Annotated in this window: 23 protein-coding genes; 10 read left to right on the top strand and 13 right to left on the bottom strand. The window is 65.7% G+C overall.

From position 1 onward, the window contains the following. Positions 1–27: 27 nt before the first annotated feature. Complete coding sequence (locus tag ACK4E3_RS00760; protein ID WP_409694908.1) at positions 28–1,407, top strand: MFS transporter; 1,380 nt, start codon at positions 28–30, stop codon at positions 1,405–1,407. 31 nt (positions 1,408–1,438) lie between these two features. Next, positions 1,439–2,242, top strand: coding sequence for a nucleoside triphosphate pyrophosphohydrolase (mazG, locus tag ACK4E3_RS00755; RefSeq protein WP_409694905.1), 804 nt, complete (start codon positions 1,439–1,441; stop codon positions 2,240–2,242). On the opposite strand, the gene hflX is transcribed toward mazG, so the two are convergent. From hflX to rplM, 4 genes are all read right to left on the bottom strand, one after another. After that, the gene (gene hflX / locus ACK4E3_RS00750; protein WP_409694902.1) at positions 2,239–3,567 is read right to left on the bottom strand and encodes a GTPase HflX; all 1,329 of its coding nucleotides are present in this window, start codon (positions 3,565–3,567) and stop codon (positions 2,239–2,241) included. The two genes, mazG and hflX, sit on opposite strands and share 4 nt — an antisense overlap. Beyond that, positions 3,564–3,815 (bottom strand): RNA chaperone Hfq, encoded by a 252-nt coding sequence (gene hfq, locus ACK4E3_RS00745; RefSeq protein ID WP_409694899.1) that lies wholly within the window; start codon positions 3,813–3,815, stop codon positions 3,564–3,566. The genes hflX and hfq overlap by 4 nt, the downstream gene beginning before the upstream one ends. A gap of 185 nt (positions 3,816–4,000) precedes the next feature. Further along, positions 4,001–4,480, bottom strand: a complete 480-nt coding sequence (gene rpsI / locus ACK4E3_RS00740) for a 30S ribosomal protein S9 (RefSeq protein WP_409700980.1) — start codon at positions 4,478–4,480, stop codon at positions 4,001–4,003. 14 nt (positions 4,481–4,494) lie between these two features. Next, positions 4,495–4,968 (bottom strand): 50S ribosomal protein L13, encoded by a 474-nt coding sequence (gene rplM / locus ACK4E3_RS00735; protein WP_409700977.1) that lies wholly within the window; start codon positions 4,966–4,968, stop codon positions 4,495–4,497. A 265-nt stretch (positions 4,969–5,233) separates the two neighbouring features. On the opposite strand from rplM, the gene ACK4E3_RS00730 reads away from it, so the two are divergent. Further along, a complete protein-coding gene (locus ACK4E3_RS00730; RefSeq protein WP_409694896.1) occupies positions 5,234–6,649 on the top strand; it encodes an alkaline phosphatase PhoX in 1,416 nt (471 codons plus the stop codon). Here ACK4E3_RS00730 and ACK4E3_RS00725 read toward each other — a convergent pair. Then, positions 6,618–7,715 (bottom strand): COX15/CtaA family protein, encoded by a 1,098-nt coding sequence (locus ACK4E3_RS00725; RefSeq protein WP_409694893.1) that lies wholly within the window; start codon positions 7,713–7,715, stop codon positions 6,618–6,620. The two genes, ACK4E3_RS00730 and ACK4E3_RS00725, sit on opposite strands and share 32 nt — an antisense overlap. A 134-nt stretch (positions 7,716–7,849) precedes the next feature. On the opposite strand from ACK4E3_RS00725, the gene ACK4E3_RS00720 reads away from it, so the two are divergent. Beyond that, entirely contained in the window at positions 7,850–8,104 is a 255-nt protein-coding gene (locus ACK4E3_RS00720; protein ID WP_409694890.1) for a transglycosylase, read from the top strand. Next, entirely contained in the window at positions 8,101–8,307 is a 207-nt protein-coding gene (locus ACK4E3_RS00715; RefSeq protein ID WP_409694887.1) for a DUF2842 domain-containing protein, read from the top strand. The genes ACK4E3_RS00720 and ACK4E3_RS00715 overlap by 4 nt, the downstream gene beginning before the upstream one ends. A 148-nt stretch (positions 8,308–8,455) precedes the next feature. Here the strand turns inward: ACK4E3_RS00715 and ACK4E3_RS00710 are convergent, their stop codons facing one another. From ACK4E3_RS00710 to ACK4E3_RS00700, 3 genes are all read right to left on the bottom strand, one after another. Then, a complete protein-coding gene (locus ACK4E3_RS00710; RefSeq protein ID WP_409694884.1) occupies positions 8,456–9,562 on the bottom strand; it encodes a PfkB family carbohydrate kinase in 1,107 nt (368 codons plus the stop codon). A 26-nt stretch (positions 9,563–9,588) separates the two neighbouring features. Then, positions 9,589–10,260, bottom strand: a complete 672-nt coding sequence (locus tag ACK4E3_RS00705; RefSeq protein ID WP_409694881.1) for a bifunctional 4-hydroxy-2-oxoglutarate aldolase/2-dehydro-3-deoxy-phosphogluconate aldolase — start codon at positions 10,258–10,260, stop codon at positions 9,589–9,591. A gap of 168 nt (positions 10,261–10,428) precedes the next feature. Further along, positions 10,429–13,326 (bottom strand): TonB-dependent receptor, encoded by a 2,898-nt coding sequence (locus ACK4E3_RS00700; protein WP_409694878.1) that lies wholly within the window; start codon positions 13,324–13,326, stop codon positions 10,429–10,431. A gap of 425 nt (positions 13,327–13,751) precedes the next feature. Between ACK4E3_RS00700 and ACK4E3_RS00695 the strand changes: the two genes are divergently transcribed. After that, positions 13,752–14,978 carry a pectate lyase gene (locus ACK4E3_RS00695; protein ID WP_409694875.1) on the top strand — a complete coding sequence of 409 codons (1,227 nt, stop codon included), beginning with the start codon at positions 13,752–13,754 and terminating at the stop codon, positions 14,976–14,978. On the opposite strand, the gene kduD is transcribed toward ACK4E3_RS00695, so the two are convergent. The 4 genes from kduD to ACK4E3_RS00675 form a co-directional block, all read right to left on the bottom strand. Then, positions 14,975–15,724, bottom strand: coding sequence for a 2-dehydro-3-deoxy-D-gluconate 5-dehydrogenase KduD (gene kduD, locus ACK4E3_RS00690; RefSeq protein ID WP_409700974.1), 750 nt, complete (start codon positions 15,722–15,724; stop codon positions 14,975–14,977). The two genes, ACK4E3_RS00695 and kduD, sit on opposite strands and share 4 nt — an antisense overlap. 17 nt (positions 15,725–15,741) lie before the next feature. Then, the gene (gene kduI, locus ACK4E3_RS00685) at positions 15,742–16,584 is read right to left on the bottom strand and encodes a 5-dehydro-4-deoxy-D-glucuronate isomerase (protein ID WP_409694872.1); all 843 of its coding nucleotides are present in this window, start codon (positions 16,582–16,584) and stop codon (positions 15,742–15,744) included. A 105-nt stretch (positions 16,585–16,689) separates the two neighbouring features. Further along, positions 16,690–17,745: a LacI family DNA-binding transcriptional regulator gene (locus ACK4E3_RS00680; protein ID WP_409700971.1), complete on the bottom strand. Its 1,056-nt coding sequence runs from the start codon at positions 17,743–17,745 to the stop codon at positions 16,690–16,692. 143 nt (positions 17,746–17,888) lie between these two features. After that, positions 17,889–19,262: a polysaccharide lyase family 1 protein gene (locus ACK4E3_RS00675; protein ID WP_409694869.1), complete on the bottom strand. Its 1,374-nt coding sequence runs from the start codon at positions 19,260–19,262 to the stop codon at positions 17,889–17,891. Positions 19,263–19,474: 212 nt separating this feature from the next. Here ACK4E3_RS00675 and ACK4E3_RS00670 point away from each other — a divergent pair, with 212 nt between their 5' ends. Genes ACK4E3_RS00670 through ACK4E3_RS00655 form a run of 4 tightly spaced genes read left to right on the top strand, consistent with a single transcriptional unit; the run spans position 19,475 to position 23,116 of the window. Then, positions 19,475–20,314, top strand: coding sequence for a 2-keto-4-pentenoate hydratase (locus ACK4E3_RS00670; RefSeq protein ID WP_409694866.1), 840 nt, complete (start codon positions 19,475–19,477; stop codon positions 20,312–20,314). Continuing rightward, positions 20,311–21,315, top strand: a complete 1,005-nt coding sequence (locus ACK4E3_RS00665) for a TRAP transporter substrate-binding protein (protein ID WP_409694863.1) — start codon at positions 20,311–20,313, stop codon at positions 21,313–21,315. Before ACK4E3_RS00670 ends, ACK4E3_RS00665 begins: the two co-directional genes overlap by 4 nt. Continuing rightward, positions 21,315–21,824 (top strand): TRAP transporter small permease, encoded by a 510-nt coding sequence (locus ACK4E3_RS00660; protein WP_409694861.1) that lies wholly within the window; start codon positions 21,315–21,317, stop codon positions 21,822–21,824. The genes ACK4E3_RS00665 and ACK4E3_RS00660 overlap by 1 nt, the downstream gene beginning before the upstream one ends. An 11-nt stretch (positions 21,825–21,835) precedes the next feature. Beyond that, entirely contained in the window at positions 21,836–23,116 is a 1,281-nt protein-coding gene (locus tag ACK4E3_RS00655) for a TRAP transporter large permease (RefSeq protein ID WP_409694858.1), read from the top strand. On the opposite strand, the gene gspN is transcribed toward ACK4E3_RS00655, so the two are convergent. Then, positions 23,113–23,790 carry a type II secretion system protein N gene (gene gspN, locus ACK4E3_RS00650; RefSeq protein ID WP_409694855.1) on the bottom strand — a complete coding sequence of 226 codons (678 nt, stop codon included), beginning with the start codon at positions 23,788–23,790 and terminating at the stop codon, positions 23,113–23,115. The two genes, ACK4E3_RS00655 and gspN, sit on opposite strands and share 4 nt — an antisense overlap. Between the last annotated feature and the right edge of the window lie 12 nt (positions 23,791–23,802).

Raw genomic sequence — 23,802 nt, 5'->3', positions numbered from 1 at the left:
ATCGCCTGTTCTGCTCGGGAATCACCCATGGCCCCCTACCCCGCCACGCCCTCCGATACCGCATCCTCCGGTGCCCCGGCTCCAACACGGCGCAGCAATGCAACCCTCGCCGCGTTCGCCGCAAGTTGCCTGCCCTATGCGGCGCTGGGCCTGCCGGTCTATGTGACCCTGCCCGAGTTCTATGCCAGCCAGATCGGCGTGCCCCTGGCCGTCGTCGGCCTTGTCTTCATGCTGGTGCGGATCGGAGACATCGTGCTCGACCCGCTGTTCGGCGCCATCATCGACCGCACCCGCACGCGTTTCGGGCGCTACCGGGTCTGGATGCTGGCCAGCGCCCCGGTGCTGATGATCTCGGTGGCCATGCTGTTCTTTGTCGAGCGCGGTGCAGGGCCGGCCCACCTGATCGTGTGGCTGGTGATCATGTATCTGGGCTATTCCGCCAGCCTGCTGTCCCAGATGAGCTGGGCCTCGGTGCTGTCCAGCGACTATGACCAGCGCTCGCGAATCTATGGCTGGTGGCAGGCGGCCAATATCGTGGGCGTGCTGGCGGTGCTGCTCATCCCGCCGGTGGTTCAGGCGCTCGGACAGGACTATCTGAGCGCCGTGCGCCTGCAAGGGGCCTTCATCGTGGTGCTGCTGCCTCTGGCGCTGTTCATCACCGTGCGCTTCACGCCCGAGCCGCAAGCCCCCGCCGATGCCACCCGGCGCGAAGGGCTGACGGCGTGGCTCTCGCTGCTCAGAAGCCGCGCCCTGCAACGCCTGCTGACGTCCGATCTGATGCTGGGGGCGGCGCGTGGCACGGTGGCGGCCCTGTTCTTCTATTTCTTCGAGCACGCCAAGGGCTTCGAGCGCGCCGAGACCTCGATCCTGCTGCTGGTCTATTTCGTGGCAGGGCTCGTGGGTGCGCCGGTCTGGGCCTGGGCGGCGATGAAATGGGGCAAGCACCAGACCCTGGCCGTCGCCTCGGTCTATTTCGCGCTCACCCTGCTGATCGCCTCCCTGCTCACGCCCCAGGGCGCACTGGTGATCGCGGCCATCGCCATCTTCGCCACCGGCCTGGCCTTTGGTGCCGCCGACCTGCTGCTGCGCGCCATGATGGCAGATGTCAGCGACGAGGTGCTGCTCGACACCGGCACCGACCGCACGGGCCTGCTGTTCTCGGTGCTGACGGCCACATCCAAGCTGGGCTATGCGATCTCGGTCGGCACCTTCATCGCGCTTCAGCAGATCGGCTTTGATGCCGGCGTCGGCGCGGTCAACACGCCGGAGGTGATCGGCTGGCTGACCGGCATCTTCGTGGGCGTGCCGCTGGTGCTGCTGCTGATCTCGGCCGTGGTGCTGAAAGGCTATCCGCTGGATCAGGCCCGCCACGCCAAGATCAGGACCGAACTCGACGCCCGCAGGTGACGGGGCCGGCATCATCCTCTAGGCACGGGACATGAGCACAGAGCCAATCCCACAGCGCCCTCTCGCACGCCTGCTCGCGATCATGGCCCGCCTGCGCGATCCGCAAGGCGGCTGTCCGTGGGACGTGGAGCAGACCTTTGCCTCCATAGCGCCCTACACGATCGAGGAGGCCTATGAGGTGGCCGACGCCATCGAGCGCTCCGACATGGACGACCTGCGCGGCGAGTTGGGCGACCTTCTGTTTCAGGTGGTGTTCCACGCCCGAATGGCCGAGGAGCAGGGACTTTTCACCTTCGATGACGTGGCCACGGCCATAGCCGACAAGCTGCAGCGCAGGCACCCTCACGTCTTTGGCGAGGCCGGGCCGCGCACGGCAGCCGAGCAGAACGCGGCCTGGGAGGCGGTCAAGGCGCAGGAGCGCAAGTCCCGGGCACGCCATGGCATCCTCGATGACATCCCGACCGGCCTTCCGGCCCTGACCCGTGCTGTCAAGCTGACGGCGCGCGCGGCGCGTGTTGGCTTCGACTGGCCGCAGGTGGAACAGGTATTCGACAAGCTTGATGAGGAGGTGCGCGAGCTGCGCGCCGAGGTCGACGGCGCCGATCACGCGCGCCTGCGCGAGGAGTTGGGCGACCTGCTGTTCGTCATCGCCAATCTGGCGCGCAAGCTGAATGTGGAGCCCGAGGATGCCCTGCGTGCTGCCAACGCCAAGTTCCAGCGGCGCTTCGCCCACATCGAGACACAACTGGGCAATGACGGGCGCACGCCCGATCAGTCCAACCTGGCCGAGATGGACGCCCTGTGGAATGCCGCCAAGCGGGCTGAAAGGGCCTAAAGATCAGCCTGAGGGAACTGGCGCTCGAAGCGCCCGATGGCGGCGGGGTGCAGGCGGACGCTGAGGCGGATGGAGCCGTCGTCCAGATCGGTGCGCGCTACGATCCGCCCGTTGGCATAAAGCCAGGCCAGAGCCTCACCATCGCCCGCCTGTAATGTGACATCGAGCGCAGGCTCATCGTCGATGCGCGCAGCGATCTCGGATCTCAGCTTCTCGATCCCCAGCCCGGTCAGGGCCGAGACAACCACGGCTTCGCCGGAGCGCGCCGCCTTGAGCGCCAGAGCCTCGGCCTCGTCCTCGGCAAGCTGGTCGATCTTGTTCCAGACCTCGAGGATGACCCGTTCGCGCCCCTCGACGGGGGGAATCATCTCCAGCACCCGCTCTACGTCCAGCTTCTGCGCTGCGCTGTCGGCGCTGGCGATGTCGCGCACATGCAGGATCAGATCGGCCTCGGCCACCTCCTCCAGCGTGGCGCGGAATGCGGCCACCAGTTCGTGAGGCAGATCGGAGATGAACCCCACCGTGTCGGACAGGATCGCAGGACGGCCCTGAGGAAGGCGGATGGCGCGCTGGGTCGTATCCAGCGTGGCGAACAGCATGTCCTGCGCCATCACCTCGGCGCCGCTCATGCGGTTGAACAGGGTGGACTTGCCGGCATTGGTATAGCCCACCAGAGCCACGGTCGGATGGGGCACGGCGGTGCGCGCGGCGCGCTGAAGGCCGCGTGTGCGGCGCACCTCCTCCAGCTCGGCACGCAGGCGAACCATGCGGTCATTGATGAGACGCCGGTCCAGCTCGATCTGGGTTTCACCGGGACCGCCGGTCTTGCCGAGGCCGCCACGCTGGCGCTCGAGGTGGGTCCAGGTCCGCACCAGACGCGAGCGCTCGTAATCCAGCCGCGCCAGCTCGACCTGAAGGCGCCCTTCGCGGGTGCGCGCGCGCCGGGCGAAGATCTCGAGGATGAGCCCGGTCCGGTCGATGACCTTGGCGCCCCAGGCCTTTTCCAGATTGCGCTGCTGCACGGGCGTCAGGGCTTCGTCGACGATGATGACGCCTGCATCGCCCGCACGGGCCAGAGCACCCAATTCATCGACGCGACCGCTGCCGAACAGGGTCGCCGGAACCGCACGCCTCAGCCGCACGACTTCTTGGACCGCGACTTCGAGGTCGAGGGCCTCGGCAAGTCCGACCGCCTCGGAGATTCGATCCTGCGCATGGCGACCCTCGCCTGCGGGCCGCGTGCCCTTGGGCGAGCGCGCCAGTTCCACTCCCACCACCATCGCCCGCTGAACTTCCGGTTGGTGGTCGATCAGGGAACGTTTCAACTGGCGTCCGTTTCGCCCTCGGCCTCGAACAGTTGAACGGGCTGGGCAGGCATGATGGTGGAGATGGCGTGCTTGTACACCAGCTGGGACTGGCCGTCGCGGCGCAGCAGCACGCAGAAATTGTCGAACCAGGTCACGATGCCTTGCAACTTCACGCCGTTGACCAGAAAGATGGTCAGTGGCGTCTTCGACTTTCTGACGGCGTTGAGGAAGGTGTCCTGCAGGTTCTGCTTCTTGTCTTGGGACATGTCGGTTTGGGTCCGGCCTTATGTTCTTGGTTTCGGCATCGCACCATCGGTGCGCCCGCGATGCCAAACTAGTCCGCCCCTTGCGAGGCGCGCAACCGTTGAGCGCCCCAAGCGCAACAATTCCCGTAACAAAAAAGGCGCCCGGCAAGACCGGACGCCTTCTTGGCGATAAATCGCCTGTTCGACTAGCGCTTCGAGAACTGGAAGCTGCGGCGAGCCTTGGCGCGGCCGTACTTCTTGCGCTCCACGACGCGGCTGTCGCGGGTCAGGAAGCCATGGGGCTTCAGGACGGGGCGCAGCGCAGGCTCATAGTAGGTCAGCGCGCGGGCGATGCCGTGGCGGATCGCGCCAGCCTGGCCCGACAGGCCCGAGCCCTCGACGGTCACGTCAACATCGAACTGGCTCAGACGATCAGCGACCTGCAAGGGCTGGGCGATCATCATGCGCAGCACGGGGCGGGCAAAGTACACTTCCTGATCGCGGCCGTTGATGGTGATCTTGCCGTTGCCGGGCTTCACCCACACGCGGGCGATGGCGTTCTTGCGCTTGCCGGTGGCATAGGCGCGGCCCTGGGCGTCGATCTTGGGTTCGCGCACAATGGCCTCTTCGGCCTGGGCGGTGCCCATGCCTTTGAGCGCGTCAAAGCCCGTGGCGGTATCGGTCATGGTCTCGGTCATGGTCAGGCGCTCCGCACATTCTTGGAGTTGAGCGCCTTGAAGTCGATGACCTCAGGCGACTGGGCTTCGTGCGGATGGCTGTCCGACGTGTAGAGGCGCAGGTGCGTCATCTGGGTGCGCGCCAGCGGGCTTTCCTTGGGGAGCATACGCTCGACGGCCTTCATCAGCACGCGCTCGGGATAGCGGCCCGAGAGCTGCTTGCCGGCGGTGATTTCCTTGACGCCGCCGGGGTGGCCGGTGTGACGGTAATAGACCTTGTCGGCCAGCTTCTTGCCGGTGAAGCGAACCTTGTCGGCGTTGATCACGATGACATGGTCACCGCAATCGACATGGGGCGTGTAGTCGGGGCGATGCTTGCCGCGCAGACGCATGGCAATGAAGCTGGCGAGACGGCCGACGACAGCGCCGTCGGCATCGATCACGATCCACTTCTTCTCGACCTCCGAGGGCTTCAGCGAAGCCGTGGTGGTGTTCAGCATGGGAGTGTTCCTGGCTGCACCGGGCCTGTCCCGGCGCGCGAAGCGGGCTCAATAGGGTACGGCGGCTGCAACGTCAAGCACTGAAACAGTTCAGCCATACAGTTAGCGCGTTGTAAAACATCATGAAAAGCAATTCGGTATCATAATACCTGCATAATGTGGCCGCCAGGGTCTCGGTTTCATACCCCTGTGATGATCAGACAGGGTGCGGGCTGTTAGGAAAGCGCATCACTTCATCGATTGATATTTCCGGAGTCTGCTCATGAGCCTTTCGCGCCGCCGCTTCCTTGGCCGCTCGCTCGCGTCCACCGCCCTGGCCGGATATGCCCTCGCCGCGCGCGCCCAGACCGGCGTGATGGGCGAGACCTATCGCAACGAGGTTTACGGCTTCGGACCGCTTCAGAGCGACCCGGCAGGCGTGCTCGATCTGCCTGAAGGCTTCAGCTATCGCGTCCTCTCGCGCTTTGGCGACACCATGAGCGACGGCATGGTCGTGCCGGACAAGTTCGACGGCATGGGCTGTTTTGGCCTCGATGACGAGCGCGTGGCCCTGGTGCGCAATCACGAGCTGAACCCCCGCGATCTGGCGCGCGGCCCGTTCGGACGCGATCTGTCAAGGCTGGGCCATGTCGCCGCCGACAAGGCCTATGCCAAGTACGCAGACCGTGACGTGCCGATGGTGGGCGGCACCACAACCATGATCTACAACCTGCGCACCGGCCAGATGGAGGAAGAATACCTCTCGCTGGCCGGCACCATGATCAACTGCGCGGGTGGCATCACGCCCTGGGGCAGCTGGCTGACGTGCGAGGAGACCACGCTCGGTCGCGCCAACGGTCTGACACAGGATCACGGCTGGGTGTTCGAGGTTCCTGCCGCCCAGCGCGGTCTTGCCGAGCCGGTCCCGATCACCGGCATGGGCCGCTTTCGCCACGAAGCCGCCTGCATCGACCCACGCACGGGCATTGTCTATCAGACCGAGGACACGGGTGCGGGCCTGTTCTATCGCTTTCTGCCCGACGATCCGCGCCACCTGCATCGCGGCGGTCGGCTTCAGGCCATGGTGCTGCGGGATGTGCCCTCGGCCGACACCCGCAATTGGGAGGAGACGCTCTGGCAGCAGGGCGACAGCCGCGAGGTCTCCTGGGTCGACATCGATGGTGTTGACAATCCCAACGCCGACATTGCGGAGCGCGGGCATGAGCGCGGCGCGGCCTATTTCGCTCGCGGCGAGGGCGTGATCTGGGCGGGCGATCATCTCTATTTCGCCTGCACCTCGGGCGGTCGCGACCGCCACGGCCAGATCCTGCGCTATGTGCCGAGCCCCCATGAGGGGCAGCCCGGCGAGACCGACACGCCCGGCGTGCTCGAGCTGTTCGTCGAGGCGACCGACCGCGCGGTTCTGGACTACGTCGACAACATCGACATCTCGCCCTGGGGCCATGTGATCGGCTGCGAGGACAAGGAAGTCGGCATCCAGCACATCAAGGGCGTCACGCCTGAGGGCAGGGTCTATACCATCGCACGCAACGCCCTGCCCCTCGATACGCCCGAGGGCTCGAACACCGAGTTCGCGGGCGTGTGTTTCTCGCCCGACGGCCAGACCATGTTCGTGAACCTCTATGCGCCGGGTCAGACGCTGGCGATCACGGGCCCCTGGAGCCAATTCCGTAGCTGACGAACATGCGCGGCTGGCTGCGGCGGACCACCCACAGGTTCACCGTGGCCAGCGCCACCACAATGGCCGCACCGCCCTGGTGGATAACGCCCATGGTCAGCGGCACGGCGAGCATCAGGGTGATGATGCCCAGCACCGCCTGAACAATGACTCCGCCGACCACCAGCGCGGCCATCAGTCCCTGCTCGCCCGGCACCTTCTGTGTCCATGACAGCAGGCCATAGACCAGCACGCCCAGCAGCAGCAGATAGCCCCACATCCGGTGCAGGAACTGCACCAGCGCCTGATCGTGAAGCCAGACCAGCGCGCCCATGGACCAATCCACCGGCGCCAGCAGGGCGCCGTTCATCAGCGGCCAGTCGGTATAGATCATCCCCGCCTTGGAGCCTGCGACCAGGGCGCCGATCAGGCACTGGATCATCACCCCGACCAGAATGAGCGTTGCGGCCAGCGTCCAGCCCCGCGAGGGCCTGACGGTGCTGCGCCCTGCACGCGCCTCGAGGCCCGTCCAGATCAGGCCGATCAGGATCAGGAACGCGAGGCCAAGGTGAACCATCAGCCGCTCGGGCGCCACATCCACGCGGTCGGCCAGCCCGCTGGAGACCATCCACCAGCCGATCAGCCCTTGCAGCCCACCCATGGCCAGCAACACCCAGCCACGCCACACCAGGCGCGAGGGCATGGCCGGGAAACTGCCCGACAGGGGCGTATGGCGCACAAAGGTGAAGAACAGGAAGGGGACGGCATAGACCAGCCCGATCAAACGCCCCAGAAAGCGGTGCACCCACTCCCACCAGAAGATGAACTGGAACTCGTCCAGGCTCATGCCCGCATTGACCTCACGATACTGCGGGATCTGGCGATACTTCTCGAACGCCTCGTTCCAGTCGGCATCGGACAGGGGCGGGATCGCGCCCATGATCGGCTGCCATTCGGTGATGGAAAGCCCCGACCCGGTCAGCCGGGTGATGCCACCGACCACCACCATTGCAAAGACAAGGGCCGCCACGAGAAACAGCCACACGGCCACTGCCGTCGATCGGTCGTCGGAATAGATTCGCGTCATCAAACTCTGCCGCAAATGATCGTGCCGGGCGCGGGATCGCCCCTGCCTTGCCCGCTTCATGCCCAAGGTTTGCTGCGAGCGCGAGTCTTCAATATGACGCGGTTGGAGAACCTCGCGTGGCAGGAGGCCGCATCATGAGCAACACCCACCTCATCATCGCCCTTGTCGGCGTGCTCGCCCTCGCCTTCAGCTTTGAGCGCCTGACCGGTCGCAGGCAGGGCCTGATCGCGTGGCTGCCCGTGACCCTGACCGGTGCGGTCATTGGCTGGTTCCTCTCGACGCGCGTGTTCCAGACAGCACTGGTGCAGGACTTCGACTGGGTGCTGTGGGCGTGGGGCGCTGCCCTTGTGGTGGCCCTGCTCTATACGGCAATGAGGTCCAAGCGATGAGCCTGTCCAGCGGGCGGGTGCGCCGCGCGCTCGCATCCTTGCTGACGCTCGTGTTTCTGGCGCTTTATGTCTGGGCTGCCATCGAGATCGGCACGCACATCCCCGACAATCCGTGGGTCGAGCTGCTCTATTACGGACTGGCCGGAACACTGTGGGGCGTTCCCCTGATCCCGCTCTACATCTGGGCCGGTCGCGGGCGTTAGCCGGTAGACACCAGTGCGCGCCTGGCGAGCTGGGGGCATGACGCCCCCGCCGACAGAGAACCTGAACAATGACGGCATTCGCCACGACCTGTTCATGGACTGGCTGCGTAGCCAGTGAGGTGCGGTGCTGGCGGCCCTGTCCACCGGCTCAGCGGATGACCCGGGCGCCCTTTGCCGTGATGGCCGCCTCGACCTCGCGGCGGTTGACCATCGAGGTATCGCCCGGCGTGGTCATGGCCAGAGCGCCGTGCGCGGCCCCGTACTCGACCGCTGCCTGAGGCCCGAGCCCTTCGAGAAAAGCGAAAGCCAGACCGGATGCAAACCCGTCACCGCCGCCCACCCGGTCATAGATCTCGAGGTTCTCACGCAGGCGCGACGCATGGAACTCGCCGCCTGCCCACAGGATCGCCGACCAGTCGTTGACGCTGGCGGTCTTGGCGTTGCGCAGGGTGGTGGCCGCCACCTTGAAGTTGGGGAACGCCTTCACGCAGGTCTCGATCATGGTCTTGAAGTTGGCCGGGTCGATGGCGCTGATGTGCTCGTCCAGCCCCTCGACCTCGAAGCCGAGACAGGCGGTGAAGTCCTCCTCGTTGCCGATCATCACATCGACGTGGCGGGCGATGGTGCGGTTGACCTCCTGGGCGCGTGCCTTGCCGCCCTGGCTCTTCCACAGGCTGGGGCGGTAGTTCAGGTCGTAGGACACGATGGTGCCGTGCCGGTGTGCCGCCTCGACCGCCTCGATCACGGCCTCGGCCGTGTTGGGGGCCAGGGCCGCAAAGATGCCGCCGGTGTGGAACCAGCGCACGCCCTGCTCGCCGAACAGTCGGTCCCAGTCCACCTCGCCGGGGCGGATCTGGGAGGCCGCCGAGTGGCCCCGGTCGGAGCAACCCAGGGCCGGGCGGATACCGAATCCCTTTTCAGTGAAGTTCAGACCCACGCGCGTGTTGCGGCCAAGCCCGTCGAATTCGCGCCAGATGACATGGCTGGTATCGACACCGCCCTGCATCATCAGGTCTTCGACCAGCCAGCCGAGATCGTTGACCGGCAGGGCCGTCACGACCCCTGAGCGCAATCCCCAGCACTTTCGCATGGCCCGCGCGACATTGTACTCGCCGCCTCCTTCCCACACCTGAAAGCTGCGCGCATTGCGGACCCGGCCAAAGCCCGGATCAAAACGCAGCATCACTTCGCCGAAAGACACGCAGTCAAAGCGGCAGTCTTCGGCCTTGCGCAGATTGAGGATCGGCTGGGTCATGCTTGATAGCCCCTAATGCAATGAAACTACCCGCGCACGCGGGCGATAAGCTCGACACAGGCGCGAACCGAAGCCTCGATCCCGGCCCAGTCGCGCGCGTCCAGATGCGCCTTGGTGATCAGTTTGGAGCCCATGCCCGCCGCGACGATCCCGGCGCCGAACCAGGCGCGCACCGAGGCCTCGTCAGGATCGACACCCCCCGTGGGCATGATGCGCGTCCATGGCATCGGGCCAAGTACCGCCTTGACGAAATCGGGACCGCCGACGCTCTCGCCGGGGAACACCTTGACCAGATCGCATCCCAGCGCATGGGCATCGCTGATCTCGCTGGCCGAGCCGCAGCCCGGCGCATAAAGGACGCGGCGACGATGGCAGAGCCTGGCCACCTCCGCATTCAGGACCGGGCCGACGACAAAACGCGCGGCGCTGGCGATGTAGAGAGCGGCCGTGGGCGCATCGACGATCGAGCCCACGCCCAGCACCGGGCGCGGCCCCCCGGTCTTGCCAGCGAAGTGGCGCGACACCTCGTGAAAGATGGACGGCGCGAAATCACCCCGGTTGGTGAACTCCACGCATGGCGCGCCCGCGCGCGCGCACGCCGAGATGACCTCGATGCACACCTCCGGGTCGGGATGGAAGAACACGGGCACGACGCCCTGGGAGCGAAGGGCGATAAAGACGTCGATCTTGTCGATCATGGCAGCAACTGCACTTCTCATCTGTGTGGGGCGCACGCAGCGGCACGCCGGTTCGAACCGGGCCCGACTATGGGTCAAGCCACTGGCGGCAGGCCACCAAAAAGGCGGGCGGTATCACGAATGCAATACCGCCCCAGTTCGCTCAGGAAGTGAACTCTACGCGGAAACTCAGAAGCGGTAGCGCACGCCGACGTAATACTGGCGGCCGGTGTGGTGATAGACCGAGGTGCTGTAGCGGTCGTTCTCGCCGCCCACCCACTGATGGTTGAACTGGTCGGTGAGGTTCAGCCCCTCGAACGTCAGGGTGACATTGTCGTTGAGGCGATAGGACGCCGACATGTCGATGTTCAGGGTCGAGAACTTGCCCTCGAAGGGGTTGGCATTCCGGCCCGGCACGTTCTGCAGATAGTCGTCGCGATAGGCCGCCGACACGCGCGCCCGCAGACGGTCATCCTCGTAATAGAGGGTCGCGTTGTAGGACTCGGGCGACAGGTTCGCCAGCTCGGCCGTGGTGAAGGTCGAGCACAGCGCGTCGTTGCAATAGTCGATCTCGGAGGTCACGCGGGTGTAGTTCAGCTGAACGCCGAAGTTATCGAACGGCGCGGGGAGGAAGCTGAACGGCTGCTGGTAGCTGATCTCGAAGCCCGACAGCGGACCGCCTTCGGTGTTCACCGCCGAGGTCAGGGCGAACACGGTCGTGGGCGAGCACACACCCGTGCAGAAGCCGGGCGCGAAGGCCTCGGGGTTCAGCAAGGTGAGCTGCTGATACTGCAGGTCCTGGCGCAGCACCTGGATGAAGGTGTCGATGTCCTTGTAGAAGAAGGCCACTGACAGCAGGCTCTCGGGCGCGAAGTACCACTCGAAGCTGAGGTCATAGGTCGTGGCGCGGAACGGATCGAGGGTCACATTGCCGATGGTGGCGGTGAAGTTCGGCCCTGAAGCGTTCAGCGACGTGGTCGGCACCAGATAGTTGGCACCCGACACCGAGTTGTTGATCTGGGGCCGCGCCATGACCTTGGCCGCGCCGAAGCGCACGATCAGGTCGGGCGTGACGCTGAGCGCCAGATTGAGCGACGGCAGGGTGTCGGTATAGCTGTGCGTGCCGCGCACCAGGGTGCCGCCGCCGGTCGAGCTGTAGCCTTCGGCATAAAGCTCGGTCTCGACGTGACGGACGCCGACATTGCCGCGCAGGATCATAGAGCCGATGTCGGCGGTGAAGTCGGCTTGCAGATAGGCCGCGATGTTCGATTCCTCGACATAGCGGTTGCCGCCGCGCGCATTGCCGTTGGTGATGCTGGTCAGGCGGAAGTCGCCGCCGGGCACACCGGTGTCGCAGTTGCAGTAGATGTTGAACAGATTGGCGATGGCGCGCAGATCGGGCACCACCCACGACAGCGGCGTGCCGGCCGGAACGCTCAGATTGCGCCCATAGCCCGTCAGCAGCTGGGTGATGTTGGCCATGGTCACGCCCGGCGGCAGGGCGGGCACGACCGTCTCGTCGGTGCGGCGGAACTCGTAGGATGACGAGCCAAAGCGCTTCCAGTTCAGACCTCCGCGAAGCGTCAGGCTGTTGGTCATGTCGACCGACAGGTCGGCCTGCACCGAATCGAAGATCGTATCGACGCCCTGGGGCCGGATACGGATCTCGGAGCGCGGCACCGAGGTGCCGATCTGACGCCACTCCCACTGGTTGGGGTCAGTAACATCGAAGCCATAGGTGATCAGCGGGGTGTTGCGGTTGCCCCGGAAGTCCCAGCTGTAGTTCTGCACGTTCTGACGGTCGATCGTAACCGTGGTCTGGAACGGATTGCGGAACTCGGACTCGGCGCGCCCCATGAAGAAGCGGCCACGCACGCGGTCGCTGAAGGCGTGATCGATCTCGAAGGTAAGCTGGGTGAACTCGGTGGTCAGCTCATCGTAGCGCTGCTCGGAGCGGATATCGACATTGTCGAACACGCCATAGACCAGCTCGCCGTTCTCGACGACCGCATCGCGGACGTGAATCTGGGTCTTGCCGCCCGCCGCCGCGTTGCGGCTGAACGAAAGGGACTCGAGGAAGTCCTCCTGGCGGGTCATGTCGAGCTGGGAATAGAGCAGGTCCACGCTGAAGGTCGTGGTCTGCACCGGGCGGAACTGGACCGAGGCGGTGACGCCGATGCGCTCCTGCTCGTGCGTGAGGCGACCATAGCGGGGCAGGCGCGGGTGGAACACATTGGCGCTGTTGGCCGTCTGGTAAGCTGCCACGTTCGAGGGGGTATTGGCCGGGCGCGGCACACCCGTGGCGCAGTTCGCAGCCGACGAGCCATTGGCGGCACTGTTGCCCGGATTCTGGGGAGCAAAGCCCACGGGCGAGCAGAAGCCGCCGTTGTCCGTACCGCGCTCCCAGCGCACCGAGCTGAAGCCTTCCTCGAAGGTGTTGCGCTGCGAATAGGCCACCGACAGCAGGGCGCCGAGCCGGTCATCGGCAAAGCGGTTGCTGATCAGGAAGGCCGCGCGCGGGCTCCAGGTCTGGGACAGATCATTGTAGCCCCCCTGGATCGAGGCCGCCATGCGAAAGCCGTTGTAGTCGAACGCACGCGTGGTCCGCAGGTCCACAGTGGCGCCCAGCGAGCCCTCTTCGGTCTCGGCCGCCGCTGTCTTGCGCACGCGGACGTTGCTGAACAGCTCGGAAGCGAAGACGTTGAAGTCAAAGCCGCGGCCTCGATTTGCGCCGCCAGAGGAGTCCGTGCCGCCGGTCGTGGCCTGGGCTTCCATGCCGTTGATGCGCGTGCGGGTGAAGTCAGAGCTCAGACCACGCACGGTGATCTGGCGACCCTCGCCCGCGTCACGGTCGATGGAGACGCCGGGGATGCGCTGGACCGCTTCGGCCAGGTTCAGGTCGGGGAAGTCGGCAATGTCCTCGGCCACGATGGCGTCGACCATGCCCACTTCGTTGCGCTTGATTTCCAGCGCCTGATTGAGGCTGCCACGGAAACCCGTGATGACGACCTCGTCGACCGCCGTCGCCTCACTGGACGGCTGAGACTGGGCCTGGGCCATTCCGGCCATGCCTACAGCGAGGACCATGGCGCCAAGCGAGACACCAAAACGGACGGCGCGGTTCGACCGCAATTGAACTGGATGCGACATATGCCTCCTCCCATTGGGCACAGCTATAGCCGGATTTCCCGGTCAGCAGTTGTTGGAAGGGCTCTGTCGCCCCCCTTCGTTTATTTGGAGTGGCGTGCGCGCCCCTCGTTGACACCGGTGTCATTTACGCTTGCCTTACCTTTGACACCGGTATCATCTAGAGGATAAGCAAAACTCAGAGCCCGTGACAAGGTGTCAGTTCGATGAAATGCACAGCCCGCGGCTGGCTCCGCCCCGTCCTTGCAGCGCCCGCAGCCTTGCTGCTCATGGGGTTGACGTCGATAACGAACGACGTTCACGAACCGTGTCAGCCCGGTGACACGCCTGCCTTTCCAGGTGCGGAGGGAGCAGGATTCTGTGCTGTGGGTGGGCGCGGCGGCGCGGTCATCAGGGTCACGAATCTGGATGATGACGGGCCAGGATCGCTGCGCGCCGCCATCGCGCTTCGCGGGCCGCGAACGATAATCTTCGATGTCTCGGGCACGATCCGCCTGCAAACCCCGCTGGTCATCCGCCATCCCCACATCACCATCGCGGGGCAGAGTGCGCCGGGCGATGGCATCACCCTGGCCGACCAGCCCCTGATCATTGCCGCGGACGAAGTGATCGTGCGCTTCATCCGCTCGCGGCTGGGCGATGCCTCGGGCTCGGAGGAAGATGCCATATCCATCACACGCGGCCGGCGCATCATTCTCGATCACGTCTCGGCCAGCTGGTCCGTGGACGAGACCCTGTCGGTAGGCAGCCGCTACGATCCGCCCGAGCGCGGCATCTATGACGTCACCGTGCAGTGGTCGATGATCACCGAGTCCCTGAACGCCTCGGGCCACGACAAGGGCGAGCACGGCTATGGCTCACTGCTGCGTGGAGGCTACGGCGCACGCTTCAGCTTCCTGAACAATCTGTGGGCTCACCACAGCGCGCGCATGCCGCGCCCCGGGAACTATACGGCGCTGGAAACCGATCCCGAGGGACCGGTCATGGAGTTCCGCAACAACGTCTTCTACAACTGGGGCGCAAGCCGCGCGGGCTACAATGTCGATACCGACAGCCGCTCAACCTACGCCTTCATCGCCAATGCCTACATCAGCGGACCCGACAGTGAGGGCCTGCACATTTTCGACGAGCGCAACCCTCATGCCCGCGCATGGTTCGAGGTCAACAGCCTGAACGGCGTGGTGCCAGACGATCCGTGGTCACTGGTGCGCGGCGCCGATCGGGCGGGATACCGCCTTGAGGGTGCGCCCCTTGTCTCCGCCCTCCCCCGCCTCGACGTCAGCGCCGCAGAGGCCATGGAGCGCGTGCTGGCCCACGCAGGGGCCAGCCGGGCGCGCGATGACGTGGATGCGCGCGTGATCGAGACAGTGCGGACCGGCACGGGCGGCATCATCGACTCGCAGGACGATGTGGGTGGCTGGCCCGCTCTGCACAGCGGCCCACCCTGGCGCGATACGGACGGCGACGGTCTGCCGGACGAATGGGAGCGCGCCCACGGTCTCGATCCCGACGATAGCGACGACGCCGCGCTCGATGCAGGCGAGGGCTACAGCTGGCTGGAGGTCTGGCTGGCCGAGCTGGCGGCTCGCTAGCGGGCCAGCCAGCCGCCGTCCACGGGCACGATGGCACCGTGCATATAGTCCGCTGCACTGGATGCCAGAAACACGGCCGCGCCTGCCAGATCGGACGGATCGCCCCAGCGCCCGGCGGGAATGCGGGCGAGAATGTCGCAATTGCGCCCCTCGTCGGCACGCAGGGCCTCGGTGTTGTTGGTGGCGAAATAGCCCGGCGCGATGGCGTTCACATTGATGCCCCTGCCCGCCCACTCGCACGCCAGAAGGCGCGTGAGCCCGGCAAGGCCGCTCTTGGACGCGGTATAGGATGGCACGCGAATGCCGCCCTGAAAGCTGAGCATGGACGCAATATTGATGATCTTGCCGCCGCGGTTATCAGCCACCCATTGCCGCGCGATGGCCTGGGAGAGGAAGAACACGGACTTCAGATTCACATCCATCACCGCATCCCAGTCCTCAAGCGAGAAATCGAGGCTGTCGGCGCGGCGGATGATGCCCGCATTGTTGACCAGAATGTCGACATGGCCGAAGGCCGCGTGCGCTTCCTCGGCCACGCGCGGCAGATCCTCGATCCGGCCGAGATCAGCGCTGATGGCGTGAAAGCGGCGCCCGAGGGCACGCACAGCCTCGCCGGTCTCATCGGGCCTGGAGCGGCCTGCGACGATGATGTCAGCCCCTGCCCTTGCCAGCCCTACGGCGATGGCCTGGCCCAGGCCCGTATTGGCACCGGTCACAAGCGCATGACGACCGGCCAGTGAGAACATTTCCACGGGGCGCGCTCCTAGTTCAGCTGGCAGATGTCGATGACCTTCATGTCGGTGTAGTCGAGGTTCTCGCCGCCCATGGCCCAGATGAAGGCATAGTTCGACGTGCCCGCGCCCATGTGGATCGACCACGGCGGCGACACGACCGCCTCGCCATCGGCCACGACGATGTGGCGCTGGGCCTCGGGCTCACCCATGAAGTGATAGACGCGGTTGTCCTCGCCGAGGTCGAAGTAGAAATAGACCTCCGAGCGGCGGTCGTGCAGGTGCGGCGGCATGGTGTTCCAGACACTGCCGGGCTTGAGGATGGTCAGGCCCAGCAGAAGCTGCGCCGACTGGCACGTCGCGGGCACGATGTATTGATAGATGGTGCGCTCGTTGGATGTCTCCAGCGCGCCGCGCTCCAGCGGCACGGCCTGATCGATGGAGATGTGCTTGGTCTCAAAGCGCGCGTGGGCAGGCGTGGAGGCCAGATAGAAGTGCGCCGGGCCGTCCGCGCCGCCCTCGAACACCACATCGCGCGTGCCCATAGGAACATAGAGGCCGTCCTTGGGCGCCAGGGTGTAGGCGGTGCCGTCCACACTGACCACGCCGGTGCTGGTGCCTACATTGACGATGCCAAGCTCGCGCCGCTCAAGGAAGGGGTGGCCCGCCGCCGAGGCAGGCTCGCTCTGGTCGGGAAGACGCACCGCGCCCGATGCCACCACCCCGCCGATCACGAAGCGCTCATAATGGGTGTAGTTGAGCCTCACCTCGCCCTCGGCGAACAGCTCGTCGATCAGATAGCGGTCCCGCAGGCTGTCGTTGTCCACGCACTCCATCATGTCCGGGTGGGTGGCGTGATAGGTCTTGCGGAACATGATGTCTCTCCGGTGAACTCTGAAGATCGGGTCGAGGGGATGGCCCTTTGGTAACCGGTGTCACCGCCCTAGACAAGCCACGGACGGTGCGGCGGCAAGATAGCATCAGGATCCGCGCGGCGGTGCCGATGACTGGCGCGCCACCAGCGAGGGACGAACCACGGGCTGCTCCAATGTGAGCGGATCGAGGCCCCTGCTACGCGCCGTCAGCTTCTCGGCGGCCATGCGGCCCATGTCGCGGATCGGCAGACGCACGGTGGTCAGGCTGGGCCACAGACGCCCGGCCATGGGCAGATCGTCGAAACCGACGATCGACAGATCACTAGGCACATCGAGCCCGCGATCACGCGCCGCTGTCATGACGCCGATGGCCATTTCATCGTTGCCCGCGAAGATGGCCGTAGGCGGCACGCTCATGGAAAGCAGGTCGTTGGCCGCAGCCTGCCCGGACTCGAAGGTATAAGCGCCCACGCGGGTGTATCGAGGGTCCAACTCGCGGCCGAACTCGCCCAGACCCTCGCGAAAGCCCCGGCGCCTCTCGTGGGACGAGCGGAAGGTCTCGGGCCCCGAGATGAAGGCGATGCGCTCGTGGCCAAGCTCGGCGAGGTGGCGGGCCGCCTCGGCGGCACCCAGGCTGTCGTTGGTCACGACCATGACCTCGGGCACGTCAAGGGCGATGGAGGCGATGCGCACATAAGGACAGCCCACCTCGCGCAGCATCTGCACCACGCGCTCGTCCTCGGACACCGAAGGGGGCATGACCACTCCGAACAGCTTCTGGCGCACGACAAAGCCGCGCACGTCATCCATGAAGCTGGCGGACTGGCGGTTGCAGGGGTGAACCACCAGCTCAAGGCCCGAGCCGCGCACGGCGTCGAGGATGCCCTGCTGCATGTTCACCACATAGTTGGGACTGGGATTGTCATAGATCATGCCGATCAGGAACGAGCGGCGAAAGGCCAGTCCGCGTGCCTGGGGGTCGGGCACGAAGCCGTGCTCGGCAATGATGGCCTGAACCTTGACGCGGGTTTCCTCGCGCACCGAGGGCGAGTTGTTGATGACGCGCGACACGGTCTTTTTCGAGACCCCGGCGAGTCTCGCGATATCATTGATGGTGGTTGCCCGTGCGCCGCGTGCCAAGCCCTTTATCCTTTCGCTGATCGCATCTCATACCATGACCGGCGACCTCGCAAGGGCTACTCGGGTCATGAACCGGCCATGCCCGACCCCGTGACGTTTGCCCAGAAGAATCCACGTGTCAGAATAATCCGCGCGTCAGGGGCCGGGTCTGATCCGCAATCAGATCAGGTCGTCAGGCGACGGCCGGGGCGATCAAGCACGCTGTCATCGATCGGTGTCATGAAGCGCAGGTCCCACTCGTCTGGATTGAAGGGGCGGCGCGTGGGCTCGCCCTGAGCGGGATAGCCACCGACTTCAGATTCATTGTCGATGATCGCCCCGCGCCCCTCGGCGACCTCTGCGATCAGCCACACGTCCTGGATGTCGCGATCCCACGGACGGGCACCCACGTTGCGCAGCAGCGCGCTCTGGAGCTGGACGGCGGGGATGGGCTCAAGCCCGTCCCACCACACGGGCGGGCGGCGCATCTCGATGATCCGCGCCGGGGTGGTGGTGTAACGACCGAACATGGGCAGGGGATTGCCGCGCTGATCAACGGCGATGTTGTCACGACCATAATACTCCAGATCCCCTGCCCCGCCGATCATCAGGAAGGCAATCTGGTCGCTCAAGGTAGAGGGGCCGGCGCGCATGACATTGCCCACGGCGGTCATCTGGCCGGGGATAGGCGGCACTGCTCCCCACTCCTCGACCATGAGGTTGTAGTGAATGGCGCGCGCACCGGGATTGTAGATCAGGTTGTTGGCGATCACACCGCGCACACCGCCCTTGAACAGCGGATTGCGCTCGAAGTTGTGCGCATAAAGGTTGTTGACGATCAGGATGTTGCTGACGTTGTCGTGGATCAGCGAGCCCTTGGAGTGCTCGCCCTTGGCATGGCTGGCGTGGGCCAGGCCGTTGGCGATGATATTGTTCGAAAAGGTGATGTTGTGCGAGGTGCCCCGGCGCCAGTCGTCGGGCGTCTCGCCCGTGAAGCGCGGCCCCGATGCCGAGAGGTTCTCGTCGGTCGCCCACGTCAGGGTACAGTGGTCGATGATGACGTTGCGCGCACCGATGGTGGAGATGCTGTCCGCGTCCCAGCCACTGCGCGGAGCCTCGCCCGCATTGCCCGAGCGGATGCGGATGTGCTGGATGATCACGTCATGAGTGGCGATGTCGAGCCCGCCACGGATCAGGGTGATGCCGGGCGAAGGGGCCGTCTGGCCTGCAATGGTCAGATAGGGATTACGGATGCGCAGACTCTCGCGCTCCAGATCGATGACCCCGCCCACCTCGAACACGATGATGCGCGCGCCGTCATGCTCCAGCGCCGCACGGAAAGAGCCTGGACCGCTCGAATTCAGATTGGTGACGCGCAGGATCTCGCCCCCGCGCCCTCCCGGCGTGGTCGATGCCCACCCCAGTGCGCCCGGAAAGGCAGGGAGCTGCTGCGCCTGCGTCTCCTGCCTCGCGCTGACGGCGGCCTCAAGCGGCGCGGCCGGCGCGAGCATCAGCAAGACGCCCGCGGCCGCTGCCAGAAGTGCGATCGGTGATCTCATGATGTCTCTCCCTGCTTCAAACCTTGTCTAGACCATTCTTGGCGCGGGACAGAGATTGCTGTGCCGCAAGCCTCGGGGTGCCGGTTTCGCGATTCAAATTGACACCGGTTTCCTTCCAAAGCAATCTTGATGGCAAATCAGGGTGGAAACGCCCCAGAACAACAAGTGAGGGCCGGGCAAAGCGTCACGGTCCGTCGAGGGAGCAGGCAGCCGTGAGTTTGGTAGCCACGCACGCAGATCGTGCGTCCGAGCGCGAGATCGCGTCGCGTTTCGTCAAGGCGCGGCTGGGGTTTGAGGCCATCAGCGCCTACCCCGGAGCCCTGCCCGAGAGCCTGTCTCAGGCCTATGCCATCCAGGACCAAGCCATTGCGCTCTGGCCCGGAGAGGTGCGGGGCTGGAAGCTGGGCCGGATCCCTGACCCACTTGTGCAGCGCTATGGTGCCGACCGCCTCGCCGGACCGATCTTCAGTGGCAACATCTGGCCCATGATCGACGATGACAACGGTGTCGCCGTTCCCGTCATCAACGGAGGTTTCGCCGCCGTCGAGGCCGAGTATCTGATCCGCATCAACCGCGACGTCTCGCCCGACGAGCGCAGCTGGACACGCGAGGAAGCGGTCGATCTGATCGATGAGGTTCTGACCGGTATCGAGCTGGCAGGCAGTCCGCTGTCGCTGATCAATGATCTGGGCCCGGCGGTGACGGCTTCGGACTTCGGCAACAATGCCGGACTGATCGTGGGCAAGCGCGTCGAGGACGGCATCGCGCGCCTTGATGATCTGGAGTGCCGGATGCTGATCGAGGGCGGAGAGGTCGGCCGGGGGCGTGCCGGAAACCTGCCCGGTGGCCCCTTGCAGGCCCTCGTGTTCCTGCTCGACCTCCATGCGCGCCGCGGCATCAGCCTGCGGGCCGGTGACCTGATCTCGACAGGCGCGGTGACGGGTGTGCATCGTATCGAGGCGGGCCAGCGCGCGCTGGCCGACTTCGGCACCGACGGCAGCATCGCCTGTCACGCGCGCGCCGCCGACGCAGATGCGGGAGACAGCTCATGAGCGCAACGATGAACCGCCGCCACTTTGCCATGGGCCTGGGCGGTGTCTCGCTGGCGGGCCTGGCCACCGGCTGCGCCCCGCGCGAACAGGCTGGGCAGCGCATCCTATCGGTCGCGGATGTGCACCCGAACGGCTATCCCACCGTCACGGCCATGCAGTGGATGGGCGAGGAGCTGGGACGGCTCACCGATGGTCGCCTTGGCGTGCGGCTCTACCCGTCAGGTCAGCTCGGCTCGGAAGATGATTCGATTGGCCTTGTGCGCTATCAGGCCATCGACATGTGCCGCGTGGCCGTCGCCGCCCTGAACAACGCCTTTCCCGAGACCCGCCTGCTCGCCCTGCCCTATGTCTTTGAGGACAAGGCCCATATGCGCCGCGTGGTCGATGGCGAGGTCGGCACCGACCTGCTCAATGTGTTCGAAAGCCGTGGCCTTGTGGGTCTTGCCTATTACGACGCGGCCCCGCGCTGCCTCTATAATGCGCGCCGGCCGGTGAGCGAGCCGGGCGAGCTGCGCGGCATGAAGATCCGCGCGCCGCTGTCCAACATCTTCCTCGAAACCATCAGCGCCATGGGGGCCAATGCCACCCCGCTCAGCTTCGGCGGCGTGTTCTCGGCCATGCAGACCCATCTGATCGACGGGGCCGAGAACAACTGGGCCAGCTATCACTCCAGCCGCCAGTACGAGGTGGCGACCTACTGGTCCCAGACCGAGCACTCCTATTCACCCGACGCCCTGCTGATCTCACAGGAGACCCTGGAGCGCCTGACGCCCTCTGACCGCGATCTGGTGCGCGATGTCGCCCGCCGGTCAGTCGAGGTGATGCGCGTGGCGTGGGATGCGCGCGAGATCGAGGCGCGCGATGCCGTGCTCGCCCATGGCACCCAAATCACCGAAGTCGACCGCGAGGCCTTTGCCCGATCGGTGCAGCCGGTCATCGAGCGACACCTCGCCGAGCCGCGCGTGCGCGCCCTCTATGACCGCGTCATGGCCGGAGCCTGATGATGAATCCGCAAGACGACACGATCCACCCGCCTGCGCGCCGCACGCTACTCGATGCCCTGGCCACGGCGACCCTGGCGCTGGCCGGTATTGCGCTGGTGGTCATGAGTCTGGTGCAGGCCTGGCAGGTCTATGCGCGCTATGTGCTCAACAGCTCGCCCGGCTGGACCGAGCCGGTCGCCCTGCTGTTCATGAGCCTTGCCGTCATGTTCGGTGCCGCCATTGCCGTGCGCAACGAGGCCCATTTCGCCTTTCCCACCCTGGTCGAGAACAGCCCGCCGCCCATGCGTCGTGCGCTCAAGGCCTTTGCCCGCCTCGTCGCTGTGGCCGCCGGCCTCGGGCTGATGGTGATGGGCGGATACATGATGGTCGATGACTGGGGCGTGGCCATGCCCGGCGCGCCCCTGCCCGCAGGCCTCAAGTTCCTCGCCCTGTTCGTGGGCGGAGCCCTGATCGCGATCTTCGCCGTCGAGCGCCTGCTCAAGGGCGATGTCGAGCCCGCCGAATAAGGATTGCCCCCATGGAACTGATCATCCTGTTCGGCGTGCTGGGCGTGCTGCTGCTGCTCGGCGTGCCCGTCGCCTTCTCCCTGCTTGCCGCTACCCTGGCCACGGTCGTCTATCTGGCGGTGCCGCCCATTGTGGTGTTTCAGCAGATGGGCTCGGACATCACCTCGGTGGCCCTGCTGGCCATTCCGCTGTTCATCTTCACCGGCGAGCTGATGATGAAGGGCGGGCTGTCCGACCGCATGATCGCCCTGGCCTCCAGCGTGTTCGGCCATGTGCGCGGCGGCCTCGGACAGGTGACGGTGGGTGCCTCGACCCTGTTCGGCGGCGTCTCCGGCTCGGCCATCGCCGATGTCTCGGCGGTCGGCGGCACCATGATCCCCCAGATGGTCAAGCGTGGCTACGAGCCCGACTATGCGGTCAATGTGACCATCTCTGCGGCCCTGGTCGCCCTGCTGGTGCCGCCGTCGCACAACATGATCCTCTATTCGGCGTCGGCCGGGGGCAGCGTTTCGATCTCGGACCTGTTCGCCGCCGGCATCGTGCCCGCCCTCATCCTTGCCGCCGCCCTGATGGTCACCTCCTATCTGGTCGCCCGCAGGCGCGGTTATGCCGCCGAAGCCTTCCCCGGCATGAACGCGGTGCTGCGCCGCACCGTGGCCGCCCTGCCCGGCCTTCTGCTGGTGGTGATCATCTTCGGCGGCATCCGCGCAGGCATCTTCACCGCCGTAGAGAGCGCCTCGGTCGCGGTGGTCTATGCCACCTTGATAACGGCCATCGTCTATCGCTCCATGGGCCCGGCCCAGTTCAAGGCCGCCTGCATCAGCGCCGTTCGCACCTCGGGCGCGGTGCTGTTCATCATCGGCTGTGCGGGCGCGTTCGGCTGGCTGATGGCCTTCCTGCAACTGCCCTCGGCTCTGGTCGGCGCCCTGACCGCCCTGACCGACAATCCCATCCTGATCCTGCTGCTCATGAGCCTGATGCTGCTGATGCTCGGCACCTTCATGGACATGGCACCGCTGATCATCATCTGCACGCCGATCTTCCTGCCCGTGGCACGCGCCTTCGACGTCGACCCGCTGCAGTTCGGCGTGATCCTGCTGCTCAACTGCGGTATCGGCCTGATCACGCCCCCGGTGGGGTCAGTGCTGTTCGTGGGATCGGCCATCGGCAAGATACCCATCACCCAGGCGCTGCGAACCCTCTGGCCCTTCTATCTTACGTGCCTGTTCGTGCTGGCGCTGGTACTGTTCATCCCGGCCCTGTCGCTGTGGCTGCCGCAGGTGTTGCGCTAGGGCCGGATGAGCGTGCCATGCCGGGTCAGGCTCGCCCGACCCTCTGAGACCTCGAACCCGAGCGCGGCCAGTTGCGCCAACTCGGTCTCGTCGAGACCGGTGATGCTCAGGTCGGTACTGATCCGACCGTCCGCAAAGAGCGTGGATGCGCCCGAGACGTCCGCGCCCTCGAACCGGGCCGTGACGCGGCCCTGCTCGCAGGTCATCGCACCGCCCAGCCCCAGCGGACGCTCGGCCCATTGCGCCACGGCCTGAATCTCCCCGCGGGCCTCGCTGCACCGCCCGTCCTGCATCGCGACCTCAAGCCCCGTGATCTGGATGGGCGAGCGCACGATCTGCTCCAGTCCGGCCATCTGTGCAGGCACATCGACACGCTCCGCGCGAAGTGCGAAGCGTGCACCATTGACGCGCAAATGCCCTCGCATCGCCCCTGACAGCTCGAGGTGCAGCCCGCCTGAAAGCAGCCTGACAAGCGATGTCCGCACCCTGATGTCCCCGAGACGCTGACTGCCATAGCTGACGTCGCGAAGCGTGCCCGACCACAGCGTGCCCTCCATGGCCTCGACCGCGAGGCCCGGTGCCCGCGCCTCCAGCACCCCGCGCGCAAGGCTAAGCGGCGCGAACGCGATCATGGCCACCACAAGACCGGCAGCCCCCGCCAGCCCCCGCATCATAATGCCATCCCT

This window comes from Brevundimonas sp., from assembly GCF_046299595.1.
Lineage (GTDB): Bacteria > Pseudomonadota > Alphaproteobacteria > Caulobacterales > Caulobacteraceae > Brevundimonas.
The sequence above is the reverse complement of the archived record's forward strand: the minus strand, read 5'-3'. Positions and strand labels throughout refer to the sequence as shown.